Consider the following 21,210-nt stretch of genomic DNA (forward strand, 5'->3'; position numbering starts at 1 on the left):
TCCACCATGCCGTGTCCAACCCTACGAGCGATGCTCCCGCCGTGGGTGCGGGGTGTGGTTGCAACGTCGGGCCGTGCCGAATGGTTCCCGTGTCGTCCCCGTTGATCGTCGAGGCGCTGCGCACGCTCGCCCGACCGGGGGAACTCACCGACGCCCAGGCCGACGTTGCCGTGGCCCCGCTCAACGGCCCCGAAGCCGACACATTCATCGGGCTCGTGATGACGCACCGCCTGCACGGGGCACTGGCCGAGGCCTGCCGCGTCGCAGGTCGGTCGGTGGAGGGTCGGGTCGCGGACCGTGTCGACGATGATCGCCTGGTTCGACTGCGGGCGAGCGCCGTGCTCGATGCGGCCGCCGAGGTCCTCGATGACTACGACATCCCGTGGCTCGCGTTCAAGGGCCCGGTGGTGGCGTCGTACCTGGCCCGGCCCGAACTACGCGGATTCAACGATCTCGATCTCCTCGTGGCCCGGGACCGGTTCGGCGATGCGATCGACGCGCTCGTGTCGATCGGCGGCGAGGAGCTGAACCGGAACTGGGACCCCTACGTCACCCACGAGGTGGGCGAGGTCCCGATCGAGGTGGGGACGGTGCCCATCGATCTGCACTGGCACGTGATCGGCCTGGCTCACACCCGCGCCGGGATGCGCTTCGAACCCGACGCGATGCTCGCCCGCCGTCGCCGGGTCATGGTCGGTGGACGCGAGCTCCCGGTGTTCGACCCGATCGATCAGCTGCTGCACCTCTGCACGCACGCCGGGCTGAGTGGGGCGACACGACTCGACCAACTCCGCGACGTCGCAGCGCTCGTGCACGGTGGCGAGATCGATTGGGCCGCCTTCGTCGAACGTTCACGACACGCTCGGGTCGCCGGTCTGGTCGGCCACACGCTCGACCGTGCCGCCATCGCCGCCGGCGCGCCGGTGGATCCCGTCACACTGCGTGATCTCGCCGGCTCCTCGCTGCGGTGGCGACGCCGTGTCGACGGCGATGGTGTGACCGAGCTGCGCCGATCCGGTGTGCACTGGCGACGAGATGACCGCCGCGGCGCAGCTCGGGTGATCGCGCGGACAGTGGTAGCCATGATGCCGGCGCTCCCCGGTCGCCGCCGCGGTTGGGATTTCTCCGATCCGGACAGCGTGCTCTACCACGATCGCCCGAGCGGTGGGGCGGCCCGCCGGCGCGAGTTCCTGCGAATGGTGGAGGATCGCGCCTGAGCCACGACGCGCCGCAGGGACGGCGAGTCGCCGTCCCTGCGGTTTCGAGTACTACTGAGGCTAGATCAGCGGCCGCTACCGCGACGCTTCGGCGGGCGCTTGCGCTTGAGGGACCCCTCGAGGTCGACTTGGCTCTGGATCTGGGGCTTTCCGTACTTCATGTTCCAACCTCTCGTAATTCTGATGTGACTGGCAGATTAACACGGCGCCACTCTCCGTGGGGGAATCAGCGGCAAATGATTCGGGCGACCCATCACGTGTCTTTCGGGTTTCTGTCGGGGCGTCGACGGCGAGACGCGACGGCCAGCAGTCGCCGGACTCGGCGACGTGTGCGCAGCGTGACGGCGGCACGGACTCGGTCGACGGATCCGAAGCGACGGCGCTGACCGGACCAGTGGGATTCGACGACCCGGCCGACCAGTCGCGAGGCGGGAACGGGATCGTCGTCGACCCGGTTGCCCGTGCCGCGCGCGGTCACCGAAGAACCGTCGTACTCGCGGACCCGATGTACGACCACACCACCGTCGTCGTCGACGAATGCCCAGATCTCCCCGCAGCGCGGGTGGGTGGCGGGGCTGAGCACCACGGTCGACCCGGACGCGATCACGCCCGACATGCTCGTGCCGGCGACCGGAATCTCGACGGCCGCGTGCGACAGCCGCCGTCGAAGGAGCGCGGCAATGGCGTCGGGTTCGGTTGTCGACGCGTGATCGCTCTCCACCATCGGGGGGACGGTACCGCGACGGCGTCCCCGCGTCCGACGCCGCCATCGGCTTTCATTGGCGCGATGCACCCGCCGACCCGACCCATCCCCGACGCATGATCGAGTCGGTCCTCGACGTTGGTGGCGTCGCGGTGAGAGTGGTTGCGGAGAGCCGTGGCTACGCAGACTGCGCGGCGGCCCGACTCGGCTCCGTCCCGAGCACCGCGACGCCCGAGGTCGAGGTCTGGCTCGGCGGCGACGTGCCCGACATCCCCGACGACTCGACCGAACAGGAGATGGACGGGTTTCTCGGTTGGGAGTCCGACGACGGACTCTGGATCGGACGGCCCGGGGCTCGAGCCGCCATCGACGACACCTCCGTGAGGGTCGGTGGGCCGATCGATGCCCCCGGCCCACTCGACCTCTTCGACGATCTGTTGCAGTTCGGGATCTCGATCGGCATCGCCCGGCCCGACCGGCTCATGATGCATGCCGCCGTGGTGGCCCAGGGGGACGAGGCCTTGTTGTTGGTCGGTGAGAGCGGTCGGGGAAAGTCGACCCTCAGCGCGGCGGCCCTGGTGGGCGGATGGGACCTGCTCGGCGATGATCTCGCCGTGATCGACACCCGACAGATGATGGCCCGCGGGGTGGCACGGCGACCGATGGTGCCCGCGTCCCTTGCCACCGCACACGGCCTCATCGGTGAGGCCGAGGACGGTCCGCGAAATCGGGTCCGCTTGGCGGTCGACACGCTGGCCCCGGGAGCTCGACGACTCGTCGGCATCGTCACCGTCGACCACGGCGTCGACGGGCACATCGACGCACTCGGCCCGGGCGATCTCTCGGTGCTCGACGACGGCTACGCGGCGCCGCCCTTCCGGCGGGCGCTTCGACGCCAGCTCGCGGCGAGCGCGGCGCTGGTCGCATTGCCCGCCGTGCGCCTCGCCCACGCTCGTGACGAGACCGTTCGTGTCGCCCGAGCGCAGGAACTGCTGCTCGAGGCGTTGCAGCTCTGTCGCTCGTAGGACTGGCTGATCAGTAGGTGCCGAGCGTGCCGGCCCGCTGCGCCACGCCGACCGCCGACCGGAAGGCCAGCATCGACAGGGGGAGCACGACCACGACGAAGGCGAGAAGCACTCCCATCTCACCGACCACATCGGTCAGGCCCGCCTCGGTCTGCACGACCGCCCGAGTGGCCCGGACGCCGTAGGTGGCCGGCACCACGCGGGTGACGACCTCGAGCCAACCGGGGAGCACCGAGAGGGGATACAGGGCACCCGACAGCAGGAGCGTGAGCTGCTGGGCCGGCCCGCTGAACGGGTCACCCCGCTTCACCAGGATGATGAACGCGGCGGAGATCACGCCGAACGGGACGAACGACAACGCGACGAGGAACAGGATGGGTGCGGCCTGCACCATGCCCAGGATGGGGATTCCCGCGCCGAACAGCCCCAGACCCACGAGAACGAGGAGCGCGGTCTCGGCGATCACGAAGACGAAGGCGACGGCGTGGCTCGCCACGAGCACCGTCCAGATCGGTGTCGGTGTCGTGAGGACGGCCTCGAGCGTGCCTTCGTTCTGTTCCTCGCTGATCTGCTCGGGGAAGCTCGACATGCCGACGGCGGCCCAACTGGTGACGATCGAACCGATGAGCGCGAACTCGAAGTAGCCGCCGCGGAACTGGCTTATCGACTCCGGATCACCCACGAATTCCGAGATGAAGTAGAAGCTCACGGCGAAATAGCCGATGTGCAGCACCCGCATCATGAGATCGACCCGGTACGAGGTGAGGGTCGTCAACTCCTTGCGGACCACCGCGGCCATGCGCCGCCGGTTGGCGCTCATGCGTCGTCTCGATCCTCGTCGGCGGCGGTATCGGCCACGAGGGACTCCAGCCGAGCGCCCAGTCCGCCGGGGTCGTCGGCGATCTCCTCGGCCGATCCCTCCCACAGGATGCGGCCGTTGATCAACGCGACCGCCCGGTCGCAGGCGAGAACCACTTCGTCGAGGCGGTGGCTGGCCATCAGCACTGCCCGGCCCTCCCCGGCGAGGCCACGTATCTGATGACAGAGCCGGCGTCCGGCGATCGGGTCGAGGCTGCGCGTGGGTTCGTCGAGGACGATGAGGGGAGGGTCGTGCAGCGTGGCTCGGGCGATGCCGAGCTGGGCGAGCATGCCCGACGAATACCCGAACACGGCCTTGTCGCGGTGGGCGAGGCCGTGGTCGACCATGGCCTGCTCGACGCGCTCCTCGCCGGCCGCGGCATCGAGTCCGGCCATGGCTGCGAAGTAACGCAGGTTCTGTCGCCCGGTGAGCCGCCAGTAGAACGAACGCTCGTTGGGCAACGAGAGGCCGAACTTCGCCCGGACCTCGCGATTGTCGCCGGTGACGCGGACGCCGTCGATGTCGACGGTGCCGGCAGTGGGGACGAGGAGCGCGGTGATCGATCGGATCAGCGTGGACTTCCCGGCGCCGTTGGGTCCGATGATGCCGACGACCTCGCCGGCCTCGACTCGGAGGTCGACGCCGTCGAGGGCGACCACCGGTTCCGGCGAGGCCGAGCGGACCAGCAGACCGAGCAGGCCCGTGGCCGGCTGATAGGTCATGCGCAGGCCGTCGACGACGAGCATGTCGTCAGCTGATGTCGACGAGGTCAGCGGCGGCGAGGTCCTCGATGAAGTCGGCGATGTCGCGCTCGAGCTCGTCGACCGCGACGTCCTCGAATTGGGTGACGAGGTCCTGGGCCAGGGCCGACGCGTCCCGCTCGCCGTCGAGGGCCTGCCAGATCAGCGAGCCCACGGGGTTGAGCGTGGTCATCTCGGTGCCGTCGGCGTTGAGGATCACCACGGAGTCGCCGCTCGGCTCGAAGCTGACTCCTGTGCGTCGTCGGGTAGCCATGGGAAGAGCCTTTCACTCGCCGGCGCGTGAGCCGTTCATCCGCGGTTCTGGTCCCATCGGCACCACCGGTGACGATACGAGGCTGTCGGGCGACAATCTCCGACCCTAGGCTCGGTGTCATGCCCGACCGGATCCCTCGACGATCACGAAGCTCCACCGGATGACTGATCTCGGCCCGTGGGGGCGCGACCGCTACGAGGCCGAGCTGACGCCGGTCGAGGGTGTTCTCGGTCGCGTGGTCAGGGTCGACCGGGGCGAGTGCGACGCGATGACCGACGATGGTCGGGTCCGGGTGCTCTCGGATTCGGTGCGCTCGCAGGACGAGATCGCACCCGTCACCGGCGACTGGGTCGACATCGTCGAGGACGACGAACTGGGCCCGGTCATCGATCGGGTGTTCCCGCGCGTGACATCGGTCAGCCGCCGTGATCCGGCCGAACGCGACCTCGTGCAGGTGCTGGCGGCCAACCTCGACGTCGTCGCCGTGGTCCACGGCCTCGATCGGCCGCTGCCGCCGGGTCGGCTCGAACGGTTCCTGGTGATCGCCCACCAATCCGGCGCGCGACCCGTCGTGATCCTCACCAAGGTCGACGCGGTCCAGTCGGGCGACGAGGCCGAGTCGACGCAGTCGCTCGTGCGCGCGCTGGCCGGCGACATGGCCGTCATCGCGTCGAGCATCGTCGACGGTCGCGGGCTCGACGATGTCCGGTCGCTGATCGGTTCGGGTCGCACGCTGGCGCTGGTCGGTCCGAGCGGCGTGGGAAAGTCCGCCCTCGTCAATGCGCTCGCCGGTCACGAGGTGCTGGAGGTCGGCGAGGTGCGCGACGCCGATGCCAAGGGTCGACACACCACGACGGCCCGAGAGTTGGTTTTGCTGCCCGACGACGCCGGACTCGTGCTCGACACTCCCGGCATTCGCGCCATCGGCCTCTGGGAGGCGGAGAACGCCCTCGATCTCGTCTTCGGCGATCTCGAGGCGCTCGCCACCGAATGCCGGTTCGGCGACTGTGCCCACGCGGGTGAGCCGGGGTGCGCGATCACCGACGGTGTGGCGTCCGGCGCGGTCGACGAGCGCCGGGTCCAGCGCTATCGGGCCCTCGTTGCGGAACTCGCCGCGCAGCGCGAGCGCGAAGCCGAGCGCGAACGCCGCGACCAGAAGGACGGTCGCGGACGAGGGCGGGGACGCGGCCGTCGGCGGCGTCGCTAGCTTCCGCCGAGCTCCATTGCGGCGAGGGATCGTCGATCGACCTTGTCGCTCGAGTTGCGGGGGAGTTCGTCCACCGTGCGCAGGGCCTCGGGCAGCTTGTACTTCGCCAGTTCGTCGGCGCCGAACTCGCGCAGTGCGTCGAGCGTCGGGGTGTCGTGGCCGTCGGCCGTCACCACGACGGCGACCCCGATCTCGCCCATGACGTCGTCGGGCCGGGGGACGATCGCCACCTCCGCCACCGCAGGGTGGGCGATCAGTACCGACTCGACCTCCATGGGATAGACGTTGTAGCCACCCCGGATGAACATCTCCTTCACCCGGCCGGCGAGGCGATAGCACCCCGCGTCGTCGACCCGGGCGAGATCGCCGGTGCGCAACCAGCCGTCGACCAGGGTCTCCGCAGTCGTCTCGGGATCGTTCCAGTAGCCCGACATGACACAGTCGGAACGAAGCCAGAGTTCACCGATGTCGCCGTCGCCGACGGGCGCACCGTCGCCATCGCGGATCGAGGCCTCGACGCCGGGGCGAGGTCGGCCGATCGTGTGGAGGGCCTCCTCGTCGTCGGCGTCGAGCGCAGTGCCGAGCCCGATGCCCCCACTCTCGGTGGACGAATAGCGGATCGAGTAGGGCGCGCCGAAGCGTTCCCGGCACTCTCGCACGAGCGCGGGTGGCGACGCCGCTCCACCCGCGACGACGGCCTGGACGGCGGAGAAGTCGAGTTCGTCCATGAGCGGATGCCGCAACATCAGCGCCAGCTGAGGGGCGACCCCGGTGACGGCGGGCATCCGGTGGTCGGCGATCAGGCGCAGCACCGGCCCGGCCGACCATCGTTCGAGGAGATGGGTCGTTCGTCCGCTGGCCAGCAACCACGGGAGCTTGGTCATGAAACCCACGTGGGCGAACTGGGTGGAGGAGATGCCGTGCCCGCCGCCGCCCCAGGCGCCGCCGGTGTCGAGTTCGGCGATGCGGGAGAGCTGTCGGTTCGTGTACCAGGCGCCCTTCGGTTGGCCGGTCGAGCCGCTGGTGAAACACACGCAGACCGCCCGGCTCTCGTCCTCGGCGAGGGTTGGTGCCGGTCCGGCGCCGGACAGCCGGAACGCCGCGGCGACGGATGCGGCCTCGTTGCCGACGATGATCACCTCGGTGGGGAAGCGGTCGGTGTCGACGGCGTCGAGCAGCTCGGCGGTGGCCACGACGAGCCGGGGGTCGAGGACATCGAGGCAGCCGGCGATCTCGCGTGGTCGCAGTTTCGGGTTGAGTCCCGCCGTGACCGCGCCCAGGCGGGCGAGAGCGAGGAAGATCACCACGTAGTCGATGGTCGACGGGAGCACGAGGGCCACGGCATCGCCCGCGCCGACTCCTCGGGCCGTGAGACCGGCGGCCACCTCGTCGGCGGCGCGATCGAGTTCGGCGTAGGTGATGCCCCACCCCTCCTCGGTGACGTAGGCCGCGGTGTCGGCGAAGTCGGTGGCGGCGCGTCGAGAAATGTCCGTGAGCACCCATCGATCGTAGGGTGGGGCGAGGACGACGGCGAGACCGCCAGGGGGAAAGATGAGCGACAAACCATGGGGAGGCGACGTGGTGTCGCTCGTCGACGCGTTCCGCGCCGGCGAGCGACACCCTCGAGAAGAGGTGGCGGCCACGTTGGCGGCGGTCGAGTCCGACCCGCTCAACACGGTGTGTCATGTCGACGCCGAGGCCGCGTTGGCGGCAGCCGAGCACGCCGACGTCGCACTCCCTTTCGGTGGTGTGCCGCTGGCGGTGAAGGAATTGCTGACGGTGGCCGGGTGGCCCGACACCGAAGCCTCGGTCGCGCTCGCGGACCGCGTGGCCACTGCCGACAGCATTCCGGTCGAGCGGCTCCGGGCCGGCGGCGCAATCCCGACGGTGCAGACGACCTCGAGCGAGTTCGGCGGCGTCAACCAGACCACCACGAAGCTCCACGGCGTCACCCGCAACCCGTGGGGTCCCGATCGAACGCCCGGCGGTTCGTCGGGCGGTTCGGCGGCCGGGGTGGCGGCCGGGTTGTTCGCACTCGCGTCGGCGAGCGACGGCGGTGGTTCGATCCGTATCCCGGCCGGGTTCTGCGGCCTGGTGGGTCTCAAGCCCACCTACGGGCGGGTCCCGAAGGGTCCGCAGATCGGGAACCTCACGGCGGTCGAGGGCTGTGTCAGCCGTAGCGTCCGCGACACCGCCCGGTGGCTCGACGTCACCAACGGGTTCGATCGACGAGACCCCTTCAGTCTGCCACGAGTCGACGACTACGAAGCCCGGCTCGGCGAGGGCATCGCCGGTCTCGCGTCACTCCGGGTCGCGATCGTTCCCGATCTCGGCTGTGCCGTCGTGGCGCCGGAAACCGAGGAGATCGTCGTCGCGGCGGCCGAGGCCCTGATCGCGGCGATGGGCGCCACGCGGGTCGACATCGAACTGCGGCTGCCCAACATCATGGGGGCCTGGGGTCTCACCGGCGGCATCGGCATCCGCAAGGAACTGGGCGACCGGTGGCCCGACTGTGCGGGTGACCTGACCTCGATGATGCGGGAGGGTGTAGTGCGCGCGGAGAAGCGGATCGACCTCTCCTCGATGGTCAAGGCCGAGACCCGGCGCCAGGAGCTCAATGTGGCCATGGCCGAGATGTTCGACCGGGTCGACCTGGTGCTGGCGGCCACCAATCCGTCGACGGCCTTCGATGCCGAGGGACACCTGCCGAGCCTGTTCGGTGGCCGCGAGTCGAACCCCGGCAACAATGGTGCGCTGACCGCGCCGTCGAACATCTACGGCAACGCGGCGATCTCACTCCCTGCCGGTCTTGCCAGCGACGGACTGCCCGTCGGCCTCCAGGTCGTGGCTCCCCACCACGCCGAGCGGGTACTCCTCGACACCGGCCTCGTCTGGGAACGCACCCAGCCGTGGCCCCTCACCGCCTGACCGGCGACGTCGTTCAGTCCTCGATGAAGGTGTTCTCGGACTCACCGGCGACGACGGCCTTCAGGATCTTCCCACTGGCGTTGCGGGGCAGCGGCTCGGTGCGGATCTCCCAGTGCGCGGGCACCTTGTAGACGGCCAGGGTCTGGGCCACCCATTCCCCGAGCGCAGCCGGTTCGAGCGTGGCGCCGGGGCGCGGGACCACCACGGCCTTCACCTCCTGGCCGAGCTCGCGATGGTCGACGCCGATCACGGCGACCTCGTGGACATCGGGGTGCTCGTCGAGGCGGTTCTCGATCTCGGTCGGGTAGATGTTCTCGCCGCCGCGGATGATCAGGTCCTTGCGTCGGCTCGCGAGGAAGAGCAGGCCGTCGCGCATGTGGCCGAAGTCGCCGGTCCGGAGCCAACCGCCCGGTCGAATGGTCTCGGCGGTGGCCTCGGGGTTGTCCCAGTAGCCGGGGATCACCATCGGCCCGCGCACACACACGTTGCCGATCTCGCCGTCGGGGAGCGGGTGGTCCTCGTCGTCGAGGATCGCGACATCCGCGGTGGGGATCGGGTATCCCACGCTGTCGGGATGCGCGGCGAGCACGTCGTTCGAGGCGTGGGTGGCGAGCCCGGCACACTCGGTGAGTCCGTAGCCCACGGCGACCGCCTGGGTGACGTGGGGGAGCGCGGCGCGGCAGGCCCGTTGGAGTTCCGGGGACCACACCGACCCACCGCCGCCGATCGACTGGACGCTCGACGTGTCGTACTCGTGGAAGTCGGGATGCTCGATGATGCGCCACATCTGGGTGGTGACGCCGCCCCACCCCGTGATGCGATGCTCCTCGGTGAGCCGTAGCACCTTCTCCGGATCGAAACGGCCGGTGGTCCACACGGCGCCCATACCGGACGCCACGGCCATGATCGCCGCCGAATGAAGGCCGGAGATGTGGAACAGCGGACTGGCGGCGAGCCGCATCGGCGGGTGCGCCGGGGGCTCGCCGGTGGACGGGAAGCGCACACCGTCGCGGGCACCGGTGATGTACGCGCACGAGACATACGCGAGGAAGTTGCGGTGGGTGGTGATCGCACCCTTCGGTCGGCCGGTGGTGCCACTGGTGAACAGGATCGCTGCGGGGTCGTCCTCGTTGATGGTCAGCTCTGGCAACTCGGCCGGTGTGAACTCGGCGATGAGTCCGTCGAGTGCGTCCTCCATGACGACGATCGGCATGTCGGGGTCCCAGTCGCTCTGCTCGATGCGTTCGAGACGTCGCCGGTCGGTGATGAGGACCTTCGGTGTCGTCAGCTCCAGGCCGTAGCGGATCTCGTCGGCCGTCCACCAGCCGTTCATCGCCACCGCGATGGCACCCTGGCCGACCGACGCCCAGAACGACTGGATCCACTCGGGCGAGTTGGCACCCAGGATCGCCACACGGTCGCCGGGACCGACACCGAACCGTTCGTGCAACGCGGCGCCGAGGGCGGCCGCGTGGTCGATGTTCTCGGTGAACGTGGCCGCCCGGCCGTCGTCGAAGAGGTAGTAGCGGGCCGCACCGTCGCCGTGGTCGGCCGAGGCGCGCAGGAGCTCGACGAGGTTGGCCGGGCGGTTCTTCACGACCCGCATCTCGATGCCGTTGACCGTCTCGGTGGTCGTTTCGAGAAAGCCGCCCTCGCCGGTGAGGAAGGCGTCCGCTTCAGGAACCGTCATTGTCGGCTGCGGGGTTGGCTGCGGGGTCGAGGAGGGCGTCGAATCTGCATGGGTGGGAGTCATCGGCCTCGAAACTAGTCCAGCGCCCGAATCTGATGCACCGTCAGATCCTGGCTACGCTCCGACGCCATGGACGTCCGGCTCGACCCCTCGCTCGAAACCTTCCAGGACGAAGTGCGCACATGGCTCGAAGAGCATGTCGTCGGTGAATTCGCCAAGTGGCGGGGAAAGGGACTCACGGCGCAGGAGGACATCCCGATCGAGGTGCAGCTCGCCTGGGAGCGGGAGATGGCGACCGGCGGATGGCTCGGCATCGACTTTCCGGAGTGGATCGGCGGCCGCGGCTGCACCCTCGCCGAACAGGTGGTCTTCTTCAAGACGTATGTGGAGGCTCGGGCGCCGGGTCGGCTCGCCAATGTCGGCGTGACGTTGCTCGGACCGACCCTCATGGCGTTCGGCGACGAGGCGCTCCAACGACGCTTCGTGCCCCCGATCCTGTCCGGCGAAGAGATGTGGTGCCAGGGCTACAGCGAGCCCGACGCCGGCTCCGACCTGGCCAACGTCAAGACGCGAGCCGAGCTGGTCGACGGTCAATGGGTGGTGAACGGCCAGAAGGTGTGGACGTCGCTGGCCCAGTTCGCCGACTACGCCTTCGTCGTCGCCCGCACCGAACCCGGTTCACAGCGTCACCAGGGGCTCAGCTATCTGCTCGTGCCGATGGAGCAGCCCGGCGTGGACATCCGCCCGATCGTCCAGATCACCGGCGGCAGCGAGTTCAACGAGACGTTCTTCAGCGATGCGGTCACCGACGGGTCGATGGTGGTCGGCGGGGTCGGCAACGGGTGGAAGGTGGCGATGGGCACGCTCGCGTTCGAGCGCGGTGCGTCGACGCTCGGCCAGCAGGTGTCGTTCCGTCAGGAGTTCGACGACATGATCGAGATGGCGAAGGCCAACGGTCGCTGGGACGACCCGGTGCTGCGGCAGGAGTTGATGGAGAGCTACATCCGCCTGGAGATCCTGAGGTTCAACCAGCTCCGCATGCTCACCGCCCTCACGAGCGACGGTGTGCCCGGACCCGAGATGTCGATCGGCAAGCTCTACTGGGCGGGCTGGCACCGCCGGATGGGTGAGCTGCTCATGGACGTGAAGGGTGCGGCGGCCATGGTCGGCGACGAGTCGGCCCACACTGGTCATGCGATCAGCGGCGACGGCGACTATCCCGAGTATCGCGTCGACAAGGAACAGCGCACTTTCCTCTACAGCCGAGCGCACACGATCTACGGTGGCTCCAATCAGGTGCAGCGCAACGTGATCGGCGAGCGCGTCCTCGGGCTTCCTCGCGAACCCCGGTAGTGGCCTGGCGCAATGGGCAGAATCAAGAACACCTGGTCGTTGGCGAAGGTGTCGTGGGCGGTGCTGCGTCAAGACCGGGAGCTGTTGCTGATCCCGGTGCTCTCCTTCGTCTCGGCGCTCGTCGTGCTCGGGGCCCTGCTCATCCCGACGATCGCGCTCCTCGACACCGGATCCGCTGAGGAGTCCTCGAACCCGGCACTGGTCGTGCTCGGCATCGTGGCAGCGCTCGCCATGAGCATCATCAGCGTGTTCTTCAACGGCGCCCTGGTGGCCGGGGCCCACGAACGGATGTCGGGTGGCGACCCCACCGTCGGTTCCGCGATGCGCCGGGCCACGGCCCGTCTCGGCGGACTGCTTCCATGGGCGTTGCTCACCGGCACGGTCGGCCTCGTGCTCCAAGCCGTGCGGGAGCGAGCCGGCTTCATCGGTTCCTTCATCGTCAACCTGGCCGGGGCGGCGTGGGAGGTCGTCACGTTCCTCGTCGTGCCGGCCATCGTCATCGACGACCATTCCGCCGTTGACGGACTCAAGCGCTCGGGCGCCCTCCTCAAGGCCACGTGGGGCGAGAACCTCGCCGCCCGGGTCGGGTTCGGCCTGCTCGGCCTGCTGGCGATGATCCCCGCCGTGGTCCTCGTCGCCGTGATGAGCGCTCTGGGCAGCGCCGCACTCGTCGTGGGTGTCGGGGTCGCCGTGATCTACGTGGCCGTCGTGATCGTCGTACTCACGGCCCTCAACGCCGTCTTCCAGACAGCGCTCTATCTCTACGCCACCACCGGCTCGGTGCCGAGTGGCTACGAGCACTCCAACCTGCCGGAGAGCTTCACCCGCAAGTAGTCGACCCTCAGCCGAGCTGGGAGACGGCTTCGGACATCGATGCCGACGTGGTCTCGCCCAGTGCGGTCACCGCAGCGATGCAGACCATCGCGATCAACGCGACCAGCAGCGCGTATTCGACCAGGCTGGCGCCACGCTCCTCCTCGTCGAGTGTGGACCAGTGGTGAAGTAGCCAGCTCTGGAATTGACGGATCGCGCTCATGTTGCCTGCTCTCAAACTGTGGATTGGACTCCAGTGTTTTTGTCGGCAGGCGGGCGCCCGGGACTTGATGGGCCGTTCGACCCACCGTCGGCCTCTCCCTCAGGCCAGTTCGTCGACGAGACCCCACGCGAGGGCGGTGGTGGCGTCGATCTCCTCGTCGGCGAGAAGCCATTCGAGGGTCCGCTGGCGGCCGATGCGAGCGGGAATGCTCACGGTGCCACCGGCGCCGGGCATGAGTCCCATACGTGTCTCGGGGAGACGGAAGCGGGTGCCGGGGTGGGCCACCACCCGACGGCAGAAGGCGGCCAGTTCCACGCCGGCGCCGACGCAGGGACCGTGCACCATCGCCGTCGTCCGGTCGGCCACGGCCATCAGCCACGGCGCCACGTTGGCGCTCGAACGAATGAGGTGTGCGCTACTCGTGTCCTCGGTGGTGCCGAATTCGGCGGGGTCGCCGCCCGCGCAGAAGGCCGGCCCGGCACCCCGCAGCACGATCGGGCGGGCGGGGCCGAGGGCGAGGACCCGGAACGCGTCCACGAGCTCGTCCCTCATGCGGGCGTCGAGCAGGTTGCGCAAGCGGGGCCGGTTCAGGGTGACCGTGGCGTGAGGATCGTCGTCGGCGTCGACCAGTACCCGGGGCGACTCGTCGTTGCGGACGCGGCGGCCCCGACCGGCGAGCCACGCGGCGAACTCCGGTCCGCCCTGGAGGGTGGCGTAGGCCAGCGACTCGACGACGAGTCCCTGCTCGGGGGTCAGCGACCCGGCGAGGCGCAGCGTCTGCGCGGTGATCACCGCGGCGCGTGGGGCCGCGTCGATGCCGTGGATCGCGGCGGCGGCGTCGGTCGTGCCGATGTCCCATGCGGCATCCGCGACGGGCCCGCATCCGATGCTGACGATGGGCAGCTCGGCGGTGGCGGCCGCGATGTCGGCGCCCGGATCGTCGTCGGCGAGGTCGACCACGAGGGCCGCGACACCGTGGACGACGCCGAGGGTTCGGTCGAGGTCAGGGCTCGCGAGCGCAGCACGGGCTCTGTCACCCGTCCAGCGCTCGATTCGCATGTCAGTCGACGGGATCGTCGCCGAGATGGGCGTGGTCGGTGCGCAGAATGCGACGCAACAGCTTGCCGGTGTCGTTGTAGGGCAGCTCCTCGACGACGACGATGTGGGCCGGTACACGGCTCGAGCGGAGCCGGGAGCGAACCAGCTCCTGCAGCTCGGTCTCCGGGCAGACGTCGTGGAGGACGACCACGGCCACGACCTTCTCGCCCCACTCGATGTCGGGCACGCCGATCGCGGCGGCTTCCTTCACCCGATGGTCGGTCAGGAGCACATCCTCGATCTCGCCTGGTGACATGTTCTCGCCGCCGCGGATGATGACGTCGTCGTTGCGACCCTGGATGAAGAGGTAGCCGCCCTCGTCGATGAACCCACCGTCGCGGGTGGGGAACCAGCCCTCGTTGTCGAGCAGCGAACCCTTTTCGAGGTACTCGCCCGACACTTGCTCGCCGCGGACGAAGATCTCGCCGACCTGGCCGATCGGGAGCTCGTTGAACTGGTCGTCGCGGATCGACACCTCGATGCCCGGGAGTGGGCGTCCGGCCGAGCGCAGGCGGGCACGCTCGCCGTGATCCTCGCTGTACTGGGCCACTCGGTGATCGTCGGGACCGAGGAGTGCGATCGTCGAACTGGTCTCGGTGAGGCCGTAGGCGTTGACGAAGTTGGAGATGGGGAAGAGCTCGAGTGCCCGTCGAATCACCGGCTCGGGCATCTTGCCACCCCCGTAGGAGAGGGCCCGGACGCCGAGCAGCGGCTCACCGCCACGTGCATCGAGTGCTTCGACGATGCGCGCGAGCATGGTCGGCACGACCATCGCGTGGGTGACGCCTTCGGCTTCGACCGTGTCGATCCACGTGTCGGCATCGAACTTCGCCAGCTGCACGATGCGCCGGCCGGCGTAGACCGACGACAGCATCGCGGACACGCCGGCCACGTGGTAGGGCGGCACGCTGACGATGGTCGCCTCGTCCTCGCCCGCGCCCATGAACTCGACCGAACCGAGGATGTAGGACACCAGGTGCTTGTGGCGCAGCACGGCCGACTTCGGCGTGCCGGTGGTGCCGCTCGTGAAGAGCAGCACGGCGATGTCGTCGGGGTCCATCGACCAATCGCCGGGTGAGGCGGCGGGTGCCGCACCGGCGCGGTCGGCGAGGAAGGCATCACGGGTCACCGCACCGACGTCGGCGATGCCGGCGAGGCGGGCAGTGCCGGCGTCGTCGCTGATGGCGATGGCCGGTGCACTTCGCTCGGCCAGCGAACGAAGGTCGTCGTCGGGCAGCCGATAGTTGAGCGGGACGTAGGGCATTCCGGCCCAGGCGGCACCGAAGAGGGCGATGGGCACGGCCGGGCTCGACTCGTCGCACAACACGACCCGTTCGCCGGGCGCGGCCCGGAATCGGGCCGCGGCTTCGCCGGCCTGCTCGAAGAGTTGCCGGTAGGTGATGCCACCGTCGACCGAACCGACCGCTACCCGGTCCTCGAGCCCGTTCGCCGCCATCTCCAGCAGCATCATGAGGTTCATGGGAGAACTCCGCGCGACCCGGGCTCAGTCGGACGCGGGGAGCGTCTTGGCCTGGGCGACCGCGAGAGGTTCGCCACCGAGCGCGATGGACCCGGGTCCGGCCTTGGTCGCGAGCAGTTCGAGCGATTCGGCCTCGTCGGAGTAGCGCTTGCCGAGCAACGTGCCCTCGGCCGCGTCGGCAGCCGGTTCTCCGGTGATCTCACCCGTGCCGGCGGGCACCATCGGCGCACCGCCGCACGTGAGATCGGCCTCGCCGGCTCCCTTCACCACGATGACCTCCGTCGTGCAGACGGTGCTCTGGAATCGGGCGCCGGGCTTCAGTTCGACCATGTGGTTCTCTCCTCGGGAGATGTCGTTGTTCGCGCGAAGTGGTCAGCGCGAGTTCGCGCGTTGAATCGGCGCGAGGCACCAGTATGGAGCGCCTGCGCCCGGGAGGGCCAACCGGTCGCCGCGGGATCCTCGCGCTAGCGTCACCCGGGATGCGCAGTACTGCAGCCGACGTCGCGGGCTGGGCCGGCAGTGGCGCAATGGCACTCACGGGCCCCGCCGACGGCCCCCCGTCGGTGGTCCCGGCCGGGGTGGCCTCGGCGGCCGCGGCCGCGGCGAGCGATGTCGCCGTGCAGACGGCGCGATGGGGGACGGCGGTCGAGGTCGACGGGCCGGCCCTGCTCGGCGAACGCGCCGCGATCACCGGTATGGGTCGCAACGGTTCTGTCTCGGTGGGCGGTGCGAGCCGGTTCGTCGCCGCGGCCGATGGCTGGTTCGCGCTGTCGCTCCCACGACCCGACGACGTGGCGGCACTCCCGGCGCTCGTCTCGCGCGATGTGCGTCCCGACGATTGGTCGACGATCGAGCGCGCCCTCGGCTCCATGACCGGAGCGGAAGTGGTTGCCCAGGCCACCTTGCTGGGCCTCGCCGTCGGTGTTCCCGGCGGCGACCCTTCGCCGGTGTCACCGGGGCGCGAGCTGGCCCGCGGGGGACCCCGGCAACCGACCGCCACGCCACTCGTCCTCGACCTGACATCGCTCTGGGCAGGCCCTCTGGCGACAAGCCTGCTGATGCAGGCCGGTGCCCGCGTCATCAAGGTCGAGGGCCGGAACCGGCCCGACGGGGCACGACGCGGCGCGCCCGCCTTCTTCGACCTCTTGAATCACGGCAAGGAGTGCGTCGCACTCGACTTCTCGGCGCCGGCCGACCTCCGGCTCCTGCGGTGCCTCGTCGCGGCCGCTGATCTCGTCGTCGAAGGATCGCGTCCGCGGGTCATGGATTCGCTCGGGATCGATCCGGTGGTGACTGCGGCACGGGGCACGAGCTGGCTGTCGATCACGGCTCACGGCCGGACGGGTCCGGCCGCGGATCGCATCGGCTTCGGCGACGACGCGGCGGTCAGCGCCGGCGTCGTGGTGCCGGGAGATCCGCCGATGTTCGTGGCGGATGCGGTTGCCGATCCGTTGGCGGGCCTGAGCGCCGCCGCCCATGGCGCCGAGCTGCTGGCCGCAGGGCGTGCTGCGGTGGTCGAGGTCCCCCTCGCTCGAGCGGCGGCCTGGGCCGGATCCCGTCAGTTCGCGGCACCGCTGCGGCCGGCCGGCAACGGGTGGGAGGTCGAGGTCGACGGCGAGTTCGTTCCGGTTGCGGAGCCTCGTCATCGGCCGGTGCCCCCGCCGGCGCCACGCCACGGCACGCACACAGCCGCGGTTCGCGCCGCGTTTGTCCACGACGACCTCGTGCCGCCCGGCTGATCGTCGGGTGGTCGCCCCGATTAGGGTCCGCGGGATGGAGGACAGACCGGCGGAGACACGTGGTGCGACAGCCGAGAACCCGCTGGCCTCGGATGGGCGGGTGCCCGGACGACGCGGTCGGGCCACCCGGCAGCGGCTGCTCGAGGAAACCGAGAACCTCCTGGGTCACGTGCCGTTCCACGACATGAAGGTCGTCGACATCAGTCGCGGTGCCGGAACGTCGCCGGCGACCTTCTACCAGTACTTCGCCGACGTCGACGCGGCGGTGCTCTCCCTGATCGAGGAGATGGTGACGAACGGCAGCGACGAGCTGCGGGCGCTCGTCGCCGATCCGGCGTGGACCGGTCCGGACGACGCCGCCGCGCTGGCCGAGGGATTCCTGCGCTACTTCGACGAGCACGCAGCGATGCTCCGCGTGCTCGACCTGGCGACGACCGAGGGCGACGAACGATTCCGGACACTGCGGCTCCGTCTGCTCAACGGTGTGTTCCTCGCCCTACGCGAGTTGACCGAAGGGGCGGCGGCCGAGGGGAGGCTCGCGAAAGGGGTCGATCCGGGCGCCGCAGCCGGCATCCTCACCACCATGCTGGCGCACGTCAGTGCGCATCAGCCCGGGTTCGCCGGCTGGGGAATCGAGCGGGGTGCATTGGCCCAGACGATGGCGACGTTGATCGACTGGACGATCCGCTCCCACTCCCGGTGACCGGGCTGATCACTCTGCGTGTTGACGTGGGGTGGGTCGTTCGCACTAGGTTCGGCCGGGGCGAAGGATGCGCCGGGCGAAGAGCGCGTGTGACGGGAGCGAGTGTGCCAACCGAGATCGTGGGACTGGAACCCCGAACATCGAACCGATTGCGGTGGAGTGCATTCGTCGCGGATTCGAGATGGCCGCTCTTCGCGATCCTGGTGGTACTGAACGTCGTCGACCTCATCACCACGGTGATGGTCCTCGACCGTGGCGGCGTCGAGCGCAACCCGTTCGTGCAACCCATCGTCGACAACATGTGGCATGTCGGACTGTTGAAGGGCGTCGTCCTCGTGTTGGTCGCGACCCTGCTCACCCGCTGTCACGGGTCACGCATCGCGGAGCTGGCGCTGACCCTCACCACCGGCTGGTATCTCGCCGTGGTGTCGTGGAACGTCGCGGTTCTCACGATCCTCTGAGTGCCCACTAGGGTCCGCTCGATGACCGACGGCCACGACTGGGCGGACACCCTCGACGATCTCGAGGCCCGCCGTACCCATGCCCACGCGATGGGTGGGCCCGACAAGCTCGAGGCCCGTCGGGCGGCCGGGCGTCTCGATGCCCGTGGTCGCCTCGACGCACTCCTCGACCCCGGGTCCTTCGTAGAGATCGGCACACTCGCCGGCGCCGGCGCACCCGCCGATGCCCTCGTGGCCGGTGTCGGACGGATCGACTCACGCCCGGTGGCGGTGGGCGCCGAGGACTTCACCACCCTCGGCGGCTCGATCGGGCCGGCCGCCAGTCGAAAGCGGTGGCGAGTCGCCGACATCGCGAGACGCGAACGCATTCCCCTGGTCATGCTGCTCGAGGGCGCCGGTCATCGCCCGCCGATGCCCGGCGACCCGGGCGGTGGCGGACCCGGTGACCTGCAGGCCCAAGGTCGGCTCTCCGGGCTCGTGCCGATGGTGTGCGGCGTGATGGGATCATCGGCGGGGCACGGCGCCATCACCGCGCCATTGTGCGACTGGGCGGTGATGACCGGCGACGCCGCGATCTTCACCGCCGGACCTCCGGTCGTGCAGGCCTCCCTCGGAGAGGACGTGACCAAGCACGAGCTCGGCGGAGCCGCGGTCGCCGTCGCCAGCGGGGTCATCCACAACGTGGCCGCCGACGACGCGGCCCTCGTGGCCGACATCCGCACCTATCTCTCGTACTTCGGCTCGTCGGCGTGGGAGCGGCCGCCCTGGGTCGACACCGGCGACCTCGACCGTCGCCGCATCGACGACCTCCTCGCGGTGGTGCCCCGGGACGCCAACGTGGCCTACGACATGCGCCACGCCGTGAGCCTCGTGGTCGACGGCGGCGGCTTCTTCCAGATCCAGCCCGACTTCGGGCCGTCGATCGTCTGTGCCCTGGCTCGGATCGGCGGCCACGCCGTGGGCGTGGTCGCCAACCAGCCCGCGTTCATCGCCGGGTCGATCGACGTCGACGCGGCCGACAAGGCCGCCCACTTCGTACAGGTCTGCGACAGCTTCCATCTGCCGCTGGTGTTCATGACCGACAATCCGGGTGTGCTGGCCGGCACCGCCTCCGAACGGGCCGGCATCCTGCGAGCCGGCGCCCGCATGTTCACCGCCCAGACCCGGGCTCGGACGGTGAAGATCCAGGTGACCCTGCGCAAGGCCTACGGATTCGGGTCATGCGTGATGGCGATGAACGGCTACGACGAGCAGACACTCTCCTATGCGTTCCCCGGTGCCACGATGGGTGCGATGGGTGCTCAGGGCGCCGGCAACGCGGTGGGCGCCGACGACGAGACCCGGGCCGGACTCCGCCAGGCCGAGCTGGAGTCCAGCTATCGCTCGGCGTCGGGACTCGGGTTCGACGAACTCATCGACCCGCGAGACCTGCGCAACGCGGTGCTCGACGGGCTCACGCTCAGCGCTCGGCGGCGGGCCGGAGCGGCCGAACCCGTCGCCCGTGTCGGCATCACCCCCTGATCGGGCGGACGGTCAGGCGAGGGCGCTCACGCAGTAGTCGAGACAGTGGGTGAGGGCCTCGATGTCGGCGGGCTCGATGGCGGGGAACATGCCGATGCGCAGCTGGTTGCGGCCCAGCTTGCGATAGCCGTTGGTGTCGACGATGCCGTTGGCCCGCAGGACGTCGCACAGCGTGTCGGCGCTGATCGACTCGTCGAAGTCGATGGTGGCGACCACCTTGCTGCGCTGCGATTCGATCTGCACGAACGGCGAGGCGGCGTCGCTGGCGTCGGCCCAGCCGTAGAGGATGTCGGCCGACGTCGCCGAACGGCCCGCCGACCACGACAAGCCGCCGTTGTCGTTGAACCAGCCGACGGTCTTCGCCGTGAGGAAGAGTGTGGCCAGTGCCGGGGTGTTGTAGGTCTGGTCCTTGCGCGAGTTGTCGAGCGCGATCTTGAGATCGAGCGACGGCGGGCACCAGCGGTCGGAGGCGGCGAGGCGCTCGATGCGTTCGACCGCGGCAGGGGAGATCATCGCGATCCACAGCCCGCCGTCGGCGGCCAGCGCCTTCTGGGGAGCGAAGTAGTAGACGTCGGTGGCCGACGCGTCGAAGTGGAGACCGCCGGCGGCCGAGGTCGCGTCGACGAGCATGAGGGCGTCGGGGTCGTCGACGCGCACCGGGTCGAACATGACGCCGGTGGACGTCTCGTTGTGCGGGTAGCAGTACGCGTCGACACGTGGTCCGTCGAGACCGCTGACGGCAGCGAGTTCGGGGTGGGTGCCGGCGTCGGATTCGGCGACCGATGGATCGGCCAGGTGGGGCGCTGCCGCGATGCCCGAGGCGAACTTCCCGCCGAACTCGCCGAACGAGAGATGATGGCTGCGCTGCTCGATCAGACCGAACGTGGCGCAGTCCCAGAAGGCCGTCGATCCGCCGTTGCCGAGGATGATCTCGTAGCCGTCGGGTGCACGGAGAAGCTCGGCCAGTCCGTTGCGGACCTCGGCCACCATGAGCTGGACGGGCAGCTGGCGGTGCGACGTGCCGAGATAGTCGACGGCGTGATCGGCCAGTGACCGGGCGATCTCGGGACGGACCTTCGTGGGGCCGCTGCCGAACCGTCCGTCGGCCGGCAACAGCTCGGCGGGGATGGTGATGTCGGGCACGGGCGGGGGTGTCGAGTTCACGCCAGCCATGGT

21 protein-coding genes are annotated in these 21,210 nt (G+C 69.6%); 10 read left to right on the top strand and 11 right to left on the bottom strand.

The annotated features are described in order from the left end of the window. Positions 1-89: 89 nt before the first annotated feature. Positions 90-1,217 (top strand): nucleotidyltransferase family protein, encoded by a 1,128-nt coding sequence (locus RIB98_04135; GenBank protein MEQ8840147.1) that lies wholly within the window; start codon positions 90-92, stop codon positions 1,215-1,217. Between the two features lie 253 nt (positions 1,218-1,470). On the opposite strand, the gene RIB98_04140 is transcribed toward RIB98_04135, so the two are convergent. Beyond that, positions 1,471-1,941 (bottom strand): S24/S26 family peptidase, encoded by a 471-nt coding sequence (locus tag RIB98_04140; protein MEQ8840148.1) that lies wholly within the window; start codon positions 1,939-1,941, stop codon positions 1,471-1,473. Between the two features lie 95 nt (positions 1,942-2,036). On the opposite strand from RIB98_04140, the gene RIB98_04145 reads away from it, so the two are divergent. Further along, positions 2,037-2,945, top strand: a complete 909-nt coding sequence (locus RIB98_04145; protein MEQ8840149.1) for a hypothetical protein — start codon at positions 2,037-2,039, stop codon at positions 2,943-2,945. Positions 2,946-2,955: 10 nt separating this feature from the next. Here RIB98_04145 and RIB98_04150 read toward each other — a convergent pair whose 3' ends face one another. From RIB98_04150 to RIB98_04160, 3 genes are read right to left on the bottom strand one after another with little or no spacing between them, the layout of a single operon-like run. Beyond that, complete coding sequence (locus RIB98_04150; protein ID MEQ8840150.1) at positions 2,956-3,765, bottom strand: ABC transporter permease; 810 nt, start codon at positions 3,763-3,765, stop codon at positions 2,956-2,958. Next, positions 3,762-4,550 (bottom strand): ABC transporter ATP-binding protein, encoded by a 789-nt coding sequence (locus tag RIB98_04155; protein MEQ8840151.1) that lies wholly within the window; start codon positions 4,548-4,550, stop codon positions 3,762-3,764. Before RIB98_04155 ends, RIB98_04150 begins: the two co-directional genes overlap by 4 nt. A 4-nt stretch (positions 4,551-4,554) precedes the next feature. Further along, entirely contained in the window at positions 4,555-4,818 is a 264-nt protein-coding gene (locus tag RIB98_04160) for a PqqD family protein (GenBank protein ID MEQ8840152.1), read from the bottom strand. Between the two features lie 160 nt (positions 4,819-4,978). On the opposite strand from RIB98_04160, the gene rsgA reads away from it, so the two are divergent. Continuing rightward, the gene (gene rsgA / locus RIB98_04165) at positions 4,979-6,025 is read left to right on the top strand and encodes a ribosome small subunit-dependent GTPase A (protein ID MEQ8840153.1); all 1,047 of its coding nucleotides are present in this window, start codon (positions 4,979-4,981) and stop codon (positions 6,023-6,025) included. Here the strand turns inward: rsgA and RIB98_04170 are convergent. Continuing rightward, positions 6,022-7,524, bottom strand: a complete 1,503-nt coding sequence (locus RIB98_04170; GenBank protein ID MEQ8840154.1) for a class I adenylate-forming enzyme family protein — start codon at positions 7,522-7,524, stop codon at positions 6,022-6,024. The genes rsgA and RIB98_04170 overlap by 4 nt on opposite strands. Before the next feature lie 52 nt (positions 7,525-7,576). On the opposite strand from RIB98_04170, the gene RIB98_04175 reads away from it, so the two are divergent. Further along, positions 7,577-8,953, top strand: coding sequence for an amidase (locus RIB98_04175; GenBank protein ID MEQ8840155.1), 1,377 nt, complete (start codon positions 7,577-7,579; stop codon positions 8,951-8,953). Positions 8,954-8,966: 13 nt separating this feature from the next. Here the strand turns inward: RIB98_04175 and RIB98_04180 are convergent, their stop codons facing one another. Continuing rightward, positions 8,967-10,643: a class I adenylate-forming enzyme family protein gene (locus RIB98_04180; GenBank protein ID MEQ8840156.1), complete on the bottom strand. Its 1,677-nt coding sequence runs from the start codon at positions 10,641-10,643 to the stop codon at positions 8,967-8,969. Positions 10,644-10,772: 129 nt separating this feature from the next. Between RIB98_04180 and RIB98_04185 the strand changes: the two genes are divergently transcribed. Together RIB98_04185 and RIB98_04190 are read left to right on the top strand one after the other, a co-directional pair. Continuing rightward, entirely contained in the window at positions 10,773-11,996 is a 1,224-nt protein-coding gene (locus RIB98_04185) for an acyl-CoA dehydrogenase family protein (protein ID MEQ8840157.1), read from the top strand. A 12-nt stretch (positions 11,997-12,008) separates the two neighbouring features. Beyond that, the gene (locus RIB98_04190) at positions 12,009-12,830 is read left to right on the top strand and encodes a DUF6159 family protein (GenBank protein ID MEQ8840158.1); all 822 of its coding nucleotides are present in this window, start codon (positions 12,009-12,011) and stop codon (positions 12,828-12,830) included. Between the two features lie 7 nt (positions 12,831-12,837). Here the strand turns inward: RIB98_04190 and RIB98_04195 are convergent, their stop codons facing one another. From RIB98_04195 to RIB98_04210, 4 genes are all read right to left on the bottom strand, one after another. Continuing rightward, positions 12,838-13,032 carry a Flp family type IVb pilin gene (locus RIB98_04195; protein ID MEQ8840159.1) on the bottom strand — a complete coding sequence of 65 codons (195 nt, stop codon included), beginning with the start codon at positions 13,030-13,032 and terminating at the stop codon, positions 12,838-12,840. Between the two features lie 99 nt (positions 13,033-13,131). After that, positions 13,132-14,091: an enoyl-CoA hydratase/isomerase family protein gene (locus RIB98_04200; protein ID MEQ8840160.1), complete on the bottom strand. Its 960-nt coding sequence runs from the start codon at positions 14,089-14,091 to the stop codon at positions 13,132-13,134. Between the two features lies 1 nt (position 14,092). Continuing rightward, positions 14,093-15,610 (bottom strand): class I adenylate-forming enzyme family protein, encoded by a 1,518-nt coding sequence (locus RIB98_04205; protein MEQ8840161.1) that lies wholly within the window; start codon positions 15,608-15,610, stop codon positions 14,093-14,095. A gap of 24 nt (positions 15,611-15,634) precedes the next feature. After that, on the bottom strand, positions 15,635-15,940 hold the full coding sequence (locus RIB98_04210; GenBank protein ID MEQ8840162.1) for a hypothetical protein: 306 nt from the start codon (positions 15,938-15,940) through the stop codon (positions 15,635-15,637). Positions 15,941-16,089: 149 nt separating this feature from the next. Between RIB98_04210 and RIB98_04215 the strand changes: the two genes are divergently transcribed. The 4 genes from RIB98_04215 (at position 16,090) to RIB98_04230 (ending at position 20,034) form a co-directional block, all read left to right on the top strand. Next, entirely contained in the window at positions 16,090-17,349 is a 1,260-nt protein-coding gene (locus tag RIB98_04215; protein MEQ8840163.1) for a CoA transferase, read from the top strand. A gap of 34 nt (positions 17,350-17,383) precedes the next feature. Further along, positions 17,384-18,052 (top strand): TetR family transcriptional regulator, encoded by a 669-nt coding sequence (locus RIB98_04220; GenBank protein ID MEQ8840164.1) that lies wholly within the window; start codon positions 17,384-17,386, stop codon positions 18,050-18,052. 203 nt (positions 18,053-18,255) lie between these two features. Then, the gene (locus tag RIB98_04225) at positions 18,256-18,513 is read left to right on the top strand and encodes a DUF5658 family protein (protein ID MEQ8840165.1); all 258 of its coding nucleotides are present in this window, start codon (positions 18,256-18,258) and stop codon (positions 18,511-18,513) included. Between the two features lie 21 nt (positions 18,514-18,534). Continuing rightward, positions 18,535-20,034, top strand: a complete 1,500-nt coding sequence (locus RIB98_04230) for a carboxyl transferase domain-containing protein (GenBank protein MEQ8840166.1) — start codon at positions 18,535-18,537, stop codon at positions 20,032-20,034. Between the two features lie 12 nt (positions 20,035-20,046). On the opposite strand, the gene serC is transcribed toward RIB98_04230, so the two are convergent. Beyond that, a complete protein-coding gene (gene serC / locus RIB98_04235) occupies positions 20,047-21,198 on the bottom strand; it encodes a phosphoserine transaminase (protein MEQ8840167.1) in 1,152 nt (383 codons plus the stop codon). Between the last annotated feature and the right edge of the window lie 12 nt (positions 21,199-21,210).

It is taken from the genome of Acidimicrobiales bacterium, from assembly GCA_040219515.1.
In the GTDB taxonomy this organism is placed as follows: domain Bacteria; phylum Actinomycetota; class Acidimicrobiia; order Acidimicrobiales; family Aldehydirespiratoraceae; genus JAJRXC01.

Coding starts and splice junctions, on each gene's coding strand:
- RIB98_04230 (MEQ8840166.1), top strand. CDS start 18,535: ATGACCGACGGCCACGACTGGGCGGACACCCTCGACGATCTCGAGGCC.
- RIB98_04190 (MEQ8840158.1), top strand. CDS start 12,009: ATGGGCAGAATCAAGAACACCTGGTCGTTGGCGAAGGTGTCGTGGGCG.
- RIB98_04175 (MEQ8840155.1), top strand. CDS start 7,577: ATGAGCGACAAACCATGGGGAGGCGACGTGGTGTCGCTCGTCGACGCG.
- RIB98_04220 (MEQ8840164.1), top strand. CDS start 17,384: ATGGAGGACAGACCGGCGGAGACACGTGGTGCGACAGCCGAGAACCCG.
- RIB98_04150 (MEQ8840150.1), bottom strand. CDS start 3,765: ATGAGCGCCAACCGGCGGCGCATGGCCGCGGTGGTCCGCAAGGAGTTG.
- RIB98_04185 (MEQ8840157.1), top strand. CDS start 10,773: ATGGACGTCCGGCTCGACCCCTCGCTCGAAACCTTCCAGGACGAAGTG.
- RIB98_04160 (MEQ8840152.1), bottom strand. CDS start 4,818: ATGGCTACCCGACGACGCACAGGAGTCAGCTTCGAGCCGAGCGGCGAC.
- RIB98_04195 (MEQ8840159.1), bottom strand. CDS start 13,032: ATGAGCGCGATCCGTCAATTCCAGAGCTGGCTACTTCACCACTGGTCC.
- RIB98_04215 (MEQ8840163.1), top strand. CDS start 16,090: ATGCGCAGTACTGCAGCCGACGTCGCGGGCTGGGCCGGCAGTGGCGCA.
- RIB98_04210 (MEQ8840162.1), bottom strand. CDS start 15,940: ATGGTCGAACTGAAGCCCGGCGCCCGATTCCAGAGCACCGTCTGCACG.
- RIB98_04205 (MEQ8840161.1), bottom strand. CDS start 15,610: ATGAACCTCATGATGCTGCTGGAGATGGCGGCGAACGGGCTCGAGGAC.
- RIB98_04200 (MEQ8840160.1), bottom strand. CDS start 14,091: ATGCGAATCGAGCGCTGGACGGGTGACAGAGCCCGTGCTGCGCTCGCG.
- RIB98_04180 (MEQ8840156.1), bottom strand. CDS start 10,643: ATGACGGTTCCTGAAGCGGACGCCTTCCTCACCGGCGAGGGCGGCTTT.
- RIB98_04145 (MEQ8840149.1), top strand. CDS start 2,037: ATGATCGAGTCGGTCCTCGACGTTGGTGGCGTCGCGGTGAGAGTGGTT.
- RIB98_04140 (MEQ8840148.1), bottom strand. CDS start 1,941: ATGGTGGAGAGCGATCACGCGTCGACAACCGAACCCGACGCCATTGCC.
- RIB98_04155 (MEQ8840151.1), bottom strand. CDS start 4,550: ATGCTCGTCGTCGACGGCCTGCGCATGACCTATCAGCCGGCCACGGGC.
- rsgA (MEQ8840153.1), top strand. CDS start 4,979: ATGACTGATCTCGGCCCGTGGGGGCGCGACCGCTACGAGGCCGAGCTG.